The sequence below is a fragment of the Streptomyces sp. NPDC037401 genome, from assembly GCF_055602345.1.
In genome coordinates this window covers 111780-125015 of the sequence record NZ_JBVJWO010000003.1, presented here as the reverse complement: position 1 = coordinate 125015, position 13236 = coordinate 111780, and the positions used below count along the sequence as shown (strand labels likewise).

Here is a 13236-nt window from a genome sequence, read left to right as displayed (position 1 = left end):
ACCCCCTTTTCTCCACCCACCGGACTGGCAGCACCCCCCCCCCCCCCCCCCCCCCCCCCCCCCCGCTCCCGTCCGGCCCCCGCTCGCGCAGGGGCCGGTGGCTCAGCCGTGCCAGGACCGCCACAGCGCCGCGTACGCACCGTCCGCGGCGACCAGCTCGTCGTGGCTGCCCAGCTCGCTGATCCGGCCGCCCTCGACCACCGCGATCACATCCGCGTCGTGCGCGGTGTGCAGCCGGTGCGCGATCGCGATGACCGTACGGCCGTCCAGCACCCGGGCGAGCGAGCGCTCCAGATGGCGCGCCGCCCGCGGGTCGAGCAGCGAGGTCGCCTCGTCCAGCACCAGCGTGTGCGGGTCCGCGAGCACCAGCCGCGCCAGAGCGATCTGCTGGGCCTGCGCCGGGGTCAGGGCACTGCCGCCGGAGCCGACCTCCGTATCGAGGCCCTCGTCCAGCGCCCGCGCCCAGCCGTCCGCGTCGACGGCGCCCAGCGCCGCCCACAGCTCGGCGTCCCCGGCACCTTCCCGGGCCAGCCGGAGGTTGTCGCGCAGCGAGCCCACGAACACGTGGTGCTCCTGGTTGACCAGTGCCACGTGCTCACGCACCCGCTCCGCCGGCATCCGCGACAGCTGCGCCCCGCCGAGCGTGACCTCGCCCGTCCGCGGTGCGTAGATGCCCGCGAGCAGCCGGCCCAGCGTGGACTTGCCGGCGCCCGAAGGGCCGACGAGCGCCATCCGGGTGCCCGGCGGAACGCCCAGCGACACCTGGTGCAGCACGTCCACACCCTCGCGGTAGCCGAAGCGCACCTCGTCCGCGCGGACGTGCCGACCCTCGGGCGATACCGCCCGGTCACCCGCGTCCGGCTCGATGTCCCGCACGCCGACCAGCCGCGCGATCGAAACCTGCGCGATCTGGAGCTCGTCGTACCAGCGCAGGATCAGGCCGATCGGGTCGACCATCATCTGCGCCAGCAGCGCACCCGTCGTCAGCTGACCGATCGTCATCCAGCCCTGGAGCACGCAGTAGCCGCCGATCATCAGCACGGCGCCCAGGATGGTCACGTACGTGACGTTGATGACCGGGAAGAGCACCGACCGCAGGAACAGCGTGTACCGCTCCCACTGCGTCCACTCCTTGATCCGGCGCTCCGACAGGCCGATCCGGTCGCGGCCCAGGCGGTGCGCCTCGACCGTGCGGCCCGCGTCCACCGTCTCGGTGAGCACCGCCGCGACCGCCGCGTACCCCGCCGCCTCCGAGCGGTACGCCGACGGCGCCCGCTTGAAGTACCAGCGGCAGCCGAAGATCAGCACCGGCAGCGAGAGCAGCGCGGCCAGGGCCAGCGGCGGCGCGGTGACCGCGAGCGCGCCGTAGAGCAGCCCGGCCCACACCACACCGATGGACAGCTGCGGTACGGCCTCCCGCATGGCGTTCGCCAGCCGGTCGATGTCGGTGGTGATCCGGGACAGCAGGTCGCCGGTTCCGGCCCGCTCCAGCACTCCCGGCGGCAGGCCGACCGAGCGCACGAGGAAGTCCTCGCGCAGATCCGCCAGCATCTCCTCGCCGAGCATCGCCCCGCGCAGCCGCATGGTCCGCACGAACACGGTCTGTACGACCAGCGCCAGGGCGAACAGCAGGGTCACCCGGCCCAGATGGAGGTCCCGGGCCCCCGCCGCGAGGTCGTCGACCACCGAGCCCAGCAGGTACGGGCCCACCATGGACGCGATCACCGCGACGGCGTTGGCCGACACGAGGAGGACGAAGGCCCGGCGGTGCCGCCGCAGCAGCCCCCGCACGTACGCCCGTACCGTCGCGGGGGTGCCCACCGGCAGCGTCGCCGCCGATTCAGGGGCCGCCGGATCGTGCTCCGGGGGCGCCACGCCGATCATGCCGACTCCTCGATCTCAGAGATCTCCGGGATCCCTGACAGTGTGTCCAGGTCTTCGATGTCGTCCGGGCCCTCGAGTCCGGCGAGTTCCGGCAGCCCGCCGAGACCGGCCGCCCGCTGCTCCTCCTCGGTCTCCCGCGTGACCACGGCCCGGTAGCGCGGCTCGCCGGCCAGCAGCTCCCGGTGCGTGCCGACCGCCACGGCCCGGCCGTCGTGGACCAGCACCACCCGGTCGGCCCGGTCGAGCAGCAGCGGGGAGGACGCCAGCACCACGGTCGTACGGCCCTTGCGCAGCGCCGCCACGCCCTCCGCGATCCGCGCCTCGGTGTGCGAGTCGACCGCGGAGGTCGGCTCGTCCAGCACGAGCACCTCGGGGTCGGCGACCAGCGACCTGGCCAGCGCGAGCCGCTGGCGCTGGCCGCCGGACAGCGAACGGCCGCGCTCCGTGATCCGCGCGTCCATCGGGTCGGTGACCCCGTCCGGCGCGGACTGGAGCAGCGCGTCCAGCACGTCGCCGCACTGCGCGGCCTCGAGCGCCGGGGCGGCCGCGACCGCTCCGGAGGCCGGTACGTCGAGCAGTTCGCGCAGGGTTCCGGACAGCAGCACCGGGTCCTTGTCCTGGACGAGCACGCAGGTGCGGGCCGTCTCCAGGGGCAGTTCGTCCAGTGCCACGCCGCCCAGCAGCGCCGAGGGGGCGTCGCCGGCCTCGGCCGGGTGCCCTCCCAGCCGTTCGGCCAGCTGCCCCGCCAGGTCCGGGTCGCCGCAGACCACCGCGGTGAACCGGCCCGCGGACGCCAGCAGTCCGGTCTCGGGGTCGTACAGGTCCCCGCCCGGATGCGGCGCCGGGGCCGGGACCGCGGCGGTCTCCTGCACGGCCTCGGAGCGGGCCAGCGACAGCACCCGCGCGGCCCGCTTGGCCGACGGCCGGGAGAAGGAGTACGCCATCGCGATCTCCTCGAAGTGCCGCAGCGGGTACATCATCAGCGCCACCGCGCTGAACACGGCGACCAGTTCACCGACCGTGATCCGGCCGTCGCGGGCCAGCGAGGAGCCGTACCCGACCACCGTCAGCAGCAGCAGTCCCGGCAGCAGCACCTGGACCGCGGAGATCAGCGCCCACATGCGGGCACTGCGCACCGCGGCCCGGCGCACCTCCTGCGAGGCCTCGCGGTAGCGGCCGAGGAACAGCTCCTCCCCGCCGATGCCGCGCAGCACGCGCAGCCCCGCGACGGTGTCCGAGGCCAGCTCGGTGGCCTTTCCGGCCTTCTCGCGCTGTACGTCGGCCCGCTGGGTGGCCCGGGGCAGCAGCGGCAGCACGGCCAGCGCCAGCAACGGCACTCCCACGGCCACGACGATCCCGAGCGCGGGCGCGTACACCAGCAGCGCGACGCAGATCAGTACGACGGTGAGGGCTGCGGCCAGGAAGCGGGACACCGCCTCGACGAACCAGCCGATCTTCTCGACGTCGCCCGTGGAGACGGCCACGACCTCGCCCGCGGCGACCCGTCGGGTCAGCGCCGAGCCCAGCTCCGCGGTCTTGCGGGCCAACAGCTGCTGCACCCGCGCGGCCGCGGTGATCCAGTTCGTCACCGCCGTGCGGTGCAGCATCGTGTCGCCCACCGAGATCGCGATGCCGAGCAGGACGAGGAAGACGCCGATCAGGGCGAGCCGGCCGCCGTCGCGGTCCACGACCGCCTCGACGCCGAGACCGACGGCGAAGGGGAGCCCGGCGACTCCGCAGTGGTGCACCAGTCCCCAGGCCAGGCTGCGGAACTGGCCGCCCAGCTGGTTGCGGCCGAGCCACAGCAGGAACCGGGGGCCTGAGCGGGCGTCGGGTACCCCGGGATCCGGATACGGTAGGTCGCTGATCTGCATGACGCCCCTGGCTCGGTGAGTGGTCGAAACCGTGCAAGGTTCGCCTTCCGGATCCATCCGGCGCAATCGATTTTTCCCGGCCCTCAGCCCTCTTCGGCCACCCTCGGTCCCTCGGCCACCCTTGCTCCCCTCGGCCACCCTTGCTCCCCTCGGTCCCCTTGCTCCCCTCGGTCCCCTCGGTCCCCTCGGTCCCCTTGCTCCCCTCGGTCCCCTTGCTCCCCTCGGTCCCCTTGCTCCCCTCGGTCCCCTCGGTCCCCTCGGTCCCCTTGCTCCCCTTGCTCCCCTCGGTCCCCTTGCTCCCCTCGGTCCCCTCGGTCCCCTCGGTCCCCTCGGTCCCCTCGGTCCCCTCGGTCCCCTCGGTCCCCGCGCCCCGGGGTCCCGCCCGTCGGGTCAGGGCCGCGTGGCCCGTTCCAGTTCCAGCAGGACCGAGCGGTAGCTGCGGCCGGTCGCCCGGTCCATGCCCACCTCGCACATCCGGTTGGCCGACAGGTGCAGGTCGAAGTGCCGGGCCGTCACCTCGGCGGCCTCTCGCGCCGTGGCCGCGGCCGTCAGCTCCGGGTGCAGCATCCCGCGGTCGCCCGCGAAGGCACAGCACCCGGCGTCCTCGGGCACCACCACCTCGTCCGCACAGGCCTGCGCCAGCGCCCGCAGCTGCGCCTCGTCACCCAGATGGCGCATCGAGCAGGTCGGGTGCAGCACCGCCGAACCCGCCGTGCGCAGCACCTGCAACCGCGGCAGCAGTTCGTCGGCGGCCCAGACCACGGAGTCGACGACCGTCAGCTCCGCGTGCAGGCTGCGGTTGTCGTCCGTGAGGTAGGGCACCACCTCGTGCGCGATGCCGAGCGTGCAGGAGGACGCGTCCACCACCAGCGGGAGCCGGCCGCCTGCCGTCCAGCCCCAGGCGGCCTCGACGATCCGGTTGGCCATCACGCGGTTCCCGGCGTCGTACCCCTTGGAGTGCCAGATGGTCGCGCAGCAGGTTCCGGCCGCGTCCTGCGGGATCCACACGGGCCTGCCCGCCCGCTCGGACACCGCCACGACCGCCTCCGGGAGCGACGGCCCGTCGTGTGGTCCGCCGAAGATCCGGTTCACACACGCCGGGTAGTACACGGCCACGGCGCCGACCCGGGCCGTCGGCGGCAGCCGGCGGGCCGCCGCCCCCGGGATCTGCGGCAGCCACTCCGGCACCAGATCGGGGCGTACGGCCCTGCGCGCGGCGGCCGTGGCAGCGCGCAGCGGGCCGTCCCCGACCCCGGCGGTGATCTTCTCCGCGGCGGCGACCGCGAGCCGGGCCGAGGCCTCCACGGCCTTGAAGTGCTCCGCGGTCAGTGCGCCGACCCGCTCCTCGCGCCGGCTGTGCCGCCGGTGCCGGAAGTCCTTCATCAGCGCGCCCGTGTCGATGCCGACGGGACACGCCAGCCGGCAGGCCGAGTCCCCGGCGCAGGTGTCGACGGCGTCGTAGCCGTACGCCTCCAGCAGCCCGTCGAGGACCGTGGAGCCGGGCTGCTGGCGCATCATCTCGCGGCGCAGCACGATGCGCTGGCGCGGAGTGGTGGTCAGATCCCCGCTGGGGCAGGACGGTTCGCAGAACCCGCACTCGATGCACGGATCGGCGACCGCCTCGACCTGCGGAATGGTCTTCAGGCCGCGCAGGTGCGCCTGGGGGTCCCGGTCGAGCACGATCCGCGGCGCCAGGACGCCGTCGGGGTCGATGATCTGCTTGGTCCGCCACATCAGTTCCGTGGCCCGGGCGCCCCATTCCAGTTCGAGGAACGGCGCGATGTTCCGCCCGGTGGCGTGCTCGGCCTTGAGGGAGCCGTCGAAGCGCTCCACCGTGAGCCGGCAGAACGCTTCCATGAACGCCGCGTACCGCGCCACGTCCGCGGGCTTCGAGGCGTCGAAGGCGAGCAGGAAGTGGAGGTTCCCGTGGGCGGCGTGCCCCGCGACGGCCGCGTCGAAGCCGTGCTCCGCCTGGAGGCCTAGCAGCGCCTCGCAGGCCTCGGCCAGCCGCGCGGGCGGTACCGCGAAGTCCTCGGTGATCAGGGTGGTGCCGGAGTCCCGCGCGCCGCCGACCGCGGTCACGAAGGCCTTGCGGGCCTTCCAATACCCGGCAATGGCCTGCGGGTCCCGGGTGAAGGTGTTGGTCACCGAGGGCACGGGGGTCACCAGCTCCAGCCCGGCGGTCACCTCGGCCGCCCGCCGCTCGTACTCCAGCCGCCCGGCCTCGTCCGGTGCGCGGAACTCCACGAGCAGGGCGGCGGTGTCGCGCGGGAGCGCGGCCCAGTCGGCGGGTACGCCCGCGACGCGCACCGAGGCGCGCAGGGTGTTGCCGTCCATCAGCTCGACGGCGAGCGCCCCGGCGTCGTTGAACAGCGGGACCGCGGCCGCCGCGGCCGGCAGAGAGGGGAAGAACAGCAGGCCGGTGCACAGCTCCCGGTCCAGCGGCAGGGTGTCGAAGACCACCTCGGAGATGAATCCGAAGGTGCCTTCGGAACCGACCATCAGACCGCGCAGGATCCCGACCGGCGTGAGCCCGTCGAGGTAGGCGTCGAGCCGGTAGCCGTTGGTGTTCTTGATCTCGTACTTGGCCCGGATCCGCGCCACCAGCTCCGGATCCGCCTCGATCTCCGCCTTCACCGCCATCAGTCCCGCGCACAGGGCGGGTTCGGCGCGCGCCAGTTCCTCGTCGGCCAGCGGGTCCGCGGTGTCCACGACGGTGCCGCCCGGCAGCACGAACGTCAGCGAGGACACCGTGCGGTACGAGTTGCGGGTGGTGCCGGCGGTCATCCCGGAGGCGTTGTTGGCCACGACCCCGCCGATGGTGCACGCGATGGCGCTGGCCGGGTCGGGGCCGAGCACCCGGCCGTACCGGGCGAGCGCGGCGTTGGCCCGTACGACGGTCGTGCCCGGCCGGATCCGGGCCCGGCGCCCTCCGTCCTCCACCTCGACCCCGGCCCAGTGGCGGCGCACGTCGACCAGGATGTCCTCGCCCTGGGCCTGGCCGTTGAGCGAGGTGCCTGCGGCCCGGAAGACGACCTCGCGCTGCCTGCCGCGGGCGTACGAGAGGACCGCGGAGACGTCGTCGATGTCCTCGGCGATCACGACGACCTGCGGGACGAACCGGTACGGCGAGGCATCCGAGGCGTACCGCACCAGGTCGGAGATCTTCCAGAGCACCTTGTCGGGCCCCAGCAGTGCGGTGAGCTCCGCCCGCAGCGTCCCGGGAGTCCCCGCGGCGCGGTGCTCGGGGACCCGGTCGGGTGAGGGGCCGGCCACGGAATGCGGGCGCAGTGCCCCGGGCTTCGGCTCCAGCAGCGGCATGGCGGGCCCTCACCTTCTCAGCAGCGGAGCTCGGGCCCCTCGGCCAGAGCGGTCAGCAGACCGCCGAGCACCTCGCGCTGATCGGCGGTCAACGGAGCCAGGATCTCCTCTGCCGCCTCGCGGCGCGCGCTGCGCAGCTGCCGCAGCGTGGCGCGGCCGGTGTCCGTGAGCTCGATCCGGACGACCCGGCGGCTGGCCGGGTCGGGTGCCCGGCGCACGCATCCGGCGGCCTCCAGGCCGTCGACGAGGCTGGTGACCGCGCGCGGGACCACTTCCAGGCGGGCGGCCAGATCGGCCATGCGGGGCGCTCGGTCATAGTGCGCGACCGTCCGCAGCAGCCGGGACTGGGCCGGGGTGATGCCGAGCGGTTCCAGCTGGCGCTTCTGGATGCGGTGGAGCCGGCGGGTCAGCCGCAGCAGCTGCTCGGCCAGGAGGCCGTCGGAATCGGCATTGCTCATACCGGGAACGTTATCAGGACGTTGTGCATTGTGAGTATAGGTAACAATCACCTATGCTCACTCTGTCACCGTCCTGCGTGGTGCGCTGGGAACGCCGAAACGCTGAAACCATGGAGACGCCCGAAAACACGAAGGAGGCGCATGCGTCCCGAAGGACCCTCCTGGACCCCGTCGTCCAAACCCCTCGATCCCACCCGCCCCGCGCCCGCCGAGCAGCCGCGGGAGCTGCGGCGCATCGTGCGGCTCTTCCGCCCCTACCGCGGCAGGCTGGCCGTCGTGGGCCTGCTCGTCGCCGCCTCCTCGCTGGTCGGGGTGGCCTCGCCGTTCCTGCTGCGGGAGATCCTCGACACCGCGATCCCAGAAGGCCGCACGGGCCTGCTCAGCCTGCTTGCGCTCGGCATGATCCTCACAGCCGTCGTCACCAGCGTCTTCGGGGTCCTCCAGACCCTGATCTCCACGACCGTCGGCCAGCGCGTCATGCACGACCTGCGCACCGCCGTCTACGCCCAGCTCCAGCGGATGCCGCTGGCCTTCTTCACCCGGACCCGCACCGGTGAGGTGCAGTCCCGCATCGCCAACGACATCGGCGGCATGCAGGCCACGGTCACGTCCACCGCGACCTCGCTGGTCTCGAACCTCACCGCCGTCGTCGCCACCGTCGTCGCGATGCTCGCCCTGGACTGGCGGCTGACCGTCGTCTCGCTGCTCCTGCTGCCGCTGTTCGTCTGGATCAGCCGCCGGGTCGGCCGCGAGCGCAAGAAGATCACCACGGAGCGCCAGAAACAGATGGCGGCCATGGCCGCCACGGTCACCGAATCGCTCTCGGTCAGCGGCATCCTCCTCGGCCGCACCATGGGCCGGGCCGACTCCCTCACCCGGTCCTTCGCGGAAGAGTCCGAGAAGCTGGTGGACCTCGAAGTCCGCTCCAGCATGGCCGGCCGCTGGCGGATGTCGACCATCGGCATCGTGATGGCGGCCATGCCCGCGCTCATCTACTGGGCCGCGGGCCTGGCCCTCCAGCCCGGTGCGCCCGCCCTCTCGGTCGGCACGCTCGTCGCCTTCGTGACCCTCCAGCAGGGCCTGTTCCGCCCCGCCGTGAGCCTGCTGTCCACCGGCGTCCAGATCCAGACCTCCCTGGCGCTGTTCGCCCGGGTCTTCGAGTACCTCGACCTGCCGGTGGAGATCACCGAGCGGGCCGACCCGGTCCGCCTCCACCAGGCGAAGGGCGACGTCCGCTTCGAGGGCGTGGACTTCTCGTACGACGGCCACGGCGGAGCCGACCGCCCCACCCTCTCCGGGATCGACATCACCGTGCCGGCGGGCGGATCGCTCGCCGTCGTCGGGGCGACCGGCTCCGGCAAGAGCACCCTCAGCTACCTCGTCCCGCGGCTCTACGACGTCACCGGCGGGCGCGTCACCCTCGACGGGACGGACGTGCGCGATCTGGACTTCGACTCGCTCGCCCGCTCCGTGGGCGTCGTCTCCCAGGAGACCTACCTCTTCCACGCATCAGTGGCCGAAAACCTCCGGTTCGCCAAGCCGGACGCGACGGACGAGGAGATCGTCCAGGCGGCCCGCGCGGCACAGATCCACGACCACATCGCCTCGCTGCCCGACGGGTACGACACCCTCGTCGGCGAGCGCGGCTACCGGTTCTCCGGGGGCGAGAAGCAGCGCCTCGCCATTGCCCGGACGATCCTGCGGGACCCGCCGGTGCTGATCCTCGACGAGGCAACCAGCGCCCTGGACACCCGTACCGAACAGGCCGTCCAGCAGGCCATCGACGGCCTCTCGCAGGGGCGGACCACCATCACCATCGCGCACCGGCTCTCCACCGTCCGGGACGCCGACCAGATCGTCGTCCTCGACGCGGGCAGGATCGCCGAGCGGGGCACCCACGACGAACTCCTGCGGGCCGACGGGCGGTACGCCGCACTCGTCCGGCGGGACGCAGAACTGGCTCCCACCACCCCGTAAAAGTGTGATCGTCATACCGGCACGCCGTTCGGATGTCCGGAAACCGCCGTACTGCGGGCTAGCGTGCCCGCATGCGAGATGAGTACCGCACCGGGCGCGGCCGCCCGCGACTCACCCGCCGCGGAAGGCTGACCGCCTTCGTGGGCGTCCTGCTCGCCGTGGCGGCGACGGCTCTGCTGGTGATCTGGCTGAAGCCCGAGGAGCGGCCCGAGCAGCCGCGCCACCTGCTCATCCCCGAGGGCTGGCGCGCCTCGCAGGTGTACGCGGCCCTGGACCGCGAGCTGAAGCTCCCGCCGGGCACCGCGAAGTCGGCGGTCGCGACCGCCGGTCTGGCTCTGCCCGCCGAGGCCAAGGGCAACCCCGAGGGCTACCTCTTCCCGGCGACCTACCCCGTCACCTCGAAGAGCACGGCCGCGGGACTGCTGGCCTACATGGTGGACACGGCCAACCGCAGGCTCGCCGCCCGTCCCGTCGCGGACGCCGCCCGCTCCCACGGCATGACGCCCTATCAGACCGCGACCCTCGCCAGCATCGTCCAGGCAGAGGCCGACAGCCCCGCGGACATGGGCAAGGTGGCCCGCGTCGTGCACAACCGGCTGGCCCGCTCCATGCCGCTCCAGATGGACTCGACGCTCCACTACGCCCTGAACCGCAGGACCGTGGACACCAGCCTCGCCGAGACGCGGATCGACAACCCGTTCAACACCTACGCGCGCCAGGGCCTGCCCCCCACGCCCATCGACAGCCCCGGACCGGACGCCCTGCGCGCCGCCGTCTCCCCGCCCCCCGGCAATTGGCTCTTCTTCGTCACCGTCAAGCCCGGAGACACGCGCTTCTCGGCGACCTACGAAGAGCACAAGCGGCACGTCGCGGAGTTCAACCGGCTGCGCGCGGCCGCCCGCAAGACCGCCTGACGGCGTGCCGGGCCGCGTGCCCGGCCGCGTCACGCGGTGCGGCCCCGCGGCTCAGCCCCCGACGGCGGCGGGTTCGCGCGCCAGCAGCCGCCGGATCTCGCGCACGGCGGCGCCGCCCGCCCGGTTGGCGCCGATCGTGCTCGCCGAGGGCCCGTAGCCGACCAGGTGCACCCGCTCGTCGCGCACGGCGCGGGTGCCGTCGACCCGGATGCCGCCGCCCGGCTCCCGCAGCCGCAGCGGCGCAAGATGGTCGACGGCCGCCCGGAAGCCCGTTGCCCAGAGGATCACGTCCGCGTCCACCGTGCGGCCGTCGTCCCAGGCCACGCCGGTCTCGGTGATCCGGTCGAACACCGGCAGCCGGTTCAGCACCCCGGACTCCAGCCCCCGGCGCACGGCCTCGTTGAGCGGCAGCCCGGTCACCGAGACCACGCTCTGCGGCGGCAGTCCCCGCCGGACCCGCTCGTCCACGAGGGCCACCGCGGCCCGCCCCTGCGCCTCGCCGAACGGCCCCTCGCGGAACACCGGCGGCCGGCGCGTCACCCACGTCGTCTCCGCCGCGACCTCCGCCACCTCCAGCAGGTGCTGCACGGCCGAGGTGCCCCCGCCGACCACGACGACCCGGGCGCCCGCGAATTCCTGCGGCCCCGGGTACTGCGCGGTGTGCAGCTGCCGCCCGCGGAAGGTCTCCTGGCCCCGGTAGCGCGGCCAGAACGGCCGGTCCCAGGTCCCCGTGGCATTGATCAGCGCCCGCGCGGACCAGCGTCCGGCCGGCGACTCGACCAGCAGCCGCCCGTCCTGCCCCTCGCGCACCGCCGTCACGTCCACGGGCCGCAGCACGCCGAGGCCGAAGGCGCGCTCGTACGCGGTGAAGTAGTCGCCGATCACCTCGGCCGAGGGGCGGTCCGGGTCGGCGCCCGTGAGCTCCATCCCGGGCAGCGCGTACATCCCGTGCACCTTGCCGTACGTCAGCGAGGGCCAGCGGAACTGCCACGCCCCGCCGGGGCGGGGTGCATGGTCCAGGACGACGAAGTCCCGCCCGGGGACCAGTCCGGCCCGGCGGAGGTGGAAGGCGCCGGACAGGCCCGCCTGCCCGGCGCCGATCACCACGACGTCCACGGCGGCCGCACCGGTGGTGTCACCGGCCGGTGCGACCGACCGGTCGTCCTGTGCTTCTCGTGCTTCCCGTGCCGCGAAGTTGTTCACGGTTCTACCAACCGGACGGCGCGGCAGGATCTTCCCGCCCGCTCGCGCGCCCGCTCAGCCCTCCGCGGCGATCCAGGCCTCCAGCTGCTCCGGGGTGGTGCTCGGGTCGGCGACCAGCGTGGCCAGCCCGTCGTCCGCGTGGTTGGCCGTGGACACGGCCGGGCAGCGGTGACAGGCGGCCACGCCCGTCTGCTGCCACCACTGGCACCGGTTGCGGAGGTGACACCGTGGGACCGCCCGCGCCTGCGGGTCGGGCGGGAGCGTGAGCACCCGCTCGACCAGGGAGCAGTCCTTGCCGCGCCGGTTCGCGCAGCTCGACACGCAGTGCGAGGCGAACCGCAGGACCCGGGCGGGCTCGATGCCCTCCGGTACGGCCCCGAGCACCTCGGCCGCCGGCACCGGTTCGGCGAGGTACGCGACCTGCCCCTGCGGCCCCGACCGCACCCCGAGGACGAGGGCCTCGGGGGCGTGCGCCACGCCGCTCGGGCACCAGGTGGTCGTGGAGTTCTCGGTTCCCACGGTGGTCACCCCCCGGTCAGCAGGAAGCGGACTGGGTGGATTCCAGCTGGCCCACCGTGCCCCCGGTGGACCAGCCCTGCGTGGCCTGCCGGCCCTGCTCCTGCGAGACGGCCTGCTTCAGGCTGTCGTGCAGCTCCTGCACCGAGGTGATGCGCTCCGTCTTGGCGGCGGGCTCGGCGTTGGCCGCGCCCACCGCCACCAGCGACAGCCCGGCGGCGATCACGGCGGCGGCGCCGGAGGCGGCCAGTCGGTTCTGCTTCATGGAAGACCTTTCCGAGGAGGGTGGTTACCGTCCCCGGCACCCTAGGAACCCGGCGGCCGCTCAGGAGGCAGTCGGCAGCGGCGGTTTCGTCCCGCTCCGGGGCGCGCCGGGCCGCGTGCGCAGCCACTCGTACACCGCGTCCGCGCTGAACCCGGCCTGGCCGTCGGCGACCACCAGGTCCGCCGTCGCGAAGGCCGGGTCGGCCGCCGTGCCGGGGACGTACGGAATCGCCACGCACGCCATCCCGGCAGCGTGGGCCGCCCGGGCGCCGGGGGCCGCGTCCTCCATCACCACGCAATCGGCCGGGTCCGCCCCCAGCCGCCGGGCCGCCTCCAGGAAGACGTCCGGCGCGGGCTTGCCGTGCGGCACCTCCTCGGCCGAGACCACCGTCGTCAGCAGCGCGTCCAGACCGGTCCCCGCGAGCACGGCGTCGATGGCCTCGCGCGAGGAGCCGGACGCCACCGCCATCGGAACCCCCTCGGCATGCAGCCGCTCCACCAGCTTGCGCATCTGCGGATAGGCCTCGGTGCCCTGGCGCGCCAGGTCCAGGTACGCGGCGTTCTGCTCGGCGAGCAGCTGGTCCACGGGCGCCGGGATGCCGTACCGCTCCCGCAGGACCTCGAGGGTCTCCCGCGTGCCGATGCCGATGAACCGGGAGTGCTGCTCCCAGGTGAAGCCGGGGACGCCGTGGTGCTCCAGCGTCCGGCGACCGGACTCGTAGTAGTTCGGCTCGCTGTCGACGAGAGTGCCGTCGAGATCGAATATGAGCGAAAACATCCGATGTGACCGTCCTGCCTTATTTCTGGTGATCATCCGTACATCTG

The 13236-nt window shown here is 73.6% G+C and carries 10 protein-coding genes; 2 read left to right on the top strand and 8 right to left on the bottom strand.

Going from position 1 to position 13236, the window contains the following annotated elements:
• Positions 1–102 precede the first annotated feature (102 nt).
• From ACZ7H1_RS03495 to ACZ7H1_RS03480, 4 genes are all read right to left on the bottom strand, one after another.
• Positions 103–1884 (bottom strand): ABC transporter ATP-binding protein, encoded by a 1782-nt coding sequence (locus tag ACZ7H1_RS03495; RefSeq protein ID WP_470783335.1) that lies wholly within the window; start codon positions 1882–1884, stop codon positions 103–105.
• On the bottom strand, positions 1881–3758 hold the full coding sequence (locus tag ACZ7H1_RS03490) for an ABC transporter transmembrane domain-containing protein (protein WP_470783334.1): 1878 nt from the start codon (positions 3756–3758) through the stop codon (positions 1881–1883). Before ACZ7H1_RS03490 ends, ACZ7H1_RS03495 begins: the two co-directional genes overlap by 4 nt.
• Positions 3759–4148: 390 nt before the next feature.
• Entirely contained in the window at positions 4149–7079 is a 2931-nt protein-coding gene (locus tag ACZ7H1_RS03485) for an FAD-binding and (Fe-S)-binding domain-containing protein (protein ID WP_470783332.1), read from the bottom strand.
• Positions 7080–7096: 17 nt separating this feature from the next.
• Positions 7097–7537 (bottom strand): MarR family winged helix-turn-helix transcriptional regulator, encoded by a 441-nt coding sequence (locus ACZ7H1_RS03480; RefSeq protein WP_470783330.1) that lies wholly within the window; start codon positions 7535–7537, stop codon positions 7097–7099.
• 141 nt (positions 7538–7678) lie between these two features.
• Here ACZ7H1_RS03480 and ACZ7H1_RS03475 point away from each other — a divergent pair, with 141 nt between their 5' ends.
• Together ACZ7H1_RS03475 and mltG are read left to right on the top strand one after the other, a co-directional pair.
• The gene (locus tag ACZ7H1_RS03475; protein ID WP_470783329.1) at positions 7679–9514 is read left to right on the top strand and encodes an ABC transporter ATP-binding protein; all 1836 of its coding nucleotides are present in this window, start codon (positions 7679–7681) and stop codon (positions 9512–9514) included.
• Positions 9515–9585: 71 nt separating this feature from the next.
• Entirely contained in the window at positions 9586–10428 is an 843-nt protein-coding gene (gene mltG, locus ACZ7H1_RS03470; protein ID WP_470783328.1) for an endolytic transglycosylase MltG, read from the top strand.
• A gap of 51 nt (positions 10429–10479) precedes the next feature.
• Here the strand turns inward: mltG and ACZ7H1_RS03465 are convergent, their stop codons facing one another.
• The 4 genes from ACZ7H1_RS03465 to ACZ7H1_RS03450 all read right to left on the bottom strand — a co-directional run bounded on the left by ACZ7H1_RS03465 (position 10480) and on the right by ACZ7H1_RS03450 (position 13189).
• Entirely contained in the window at positions 10480–11544 is a 1065-nt protein-coding gene (locus ACZ7H1_RS03465) for an NAD(P)-binding domain-containing protein (protein ID WP_470783572.1), read from the bottom strand.
• 141 nt (positions 11545–11685) lie between these two features.
• A complete protein-coding gene (locus ACZ7H1_RS03460) occupies positions 11686–12150 on the bottom strand; it encodes a hypothetical protein (protein ID WP_470783327.1) in 465 nt (154 codons plus the stop codon).
• Positions 12151–12166: 16 nt separating this feature from the next.
• On the bottom strand, positions 12167–12412 hold the full coding sequence (locus tag ACZ7H1_RS03455) for a hypothetical protein (RefSeq protein ID WP_470783326.1): 246 nt from the start codon (positions 12410–12412) through the stop codon (positions 12167–12169).
• Between the two features lie 60 nt (positions 12413–12472).
• Positions 12473–13189 carry an HAD family hydrolase gene (locus ACZ7H1_RS03450; RefSeq protein ID WP_470783325.1) on the bottom strand — a complete coding sequence of 239 codons (717 nt, stop codon included), beginning with the start codon at positions 13187–13189 and terminating at the stop codon, positions 12473–12475.
• Positions 13190–13236 lie beyond the last annotated feature (47 nt).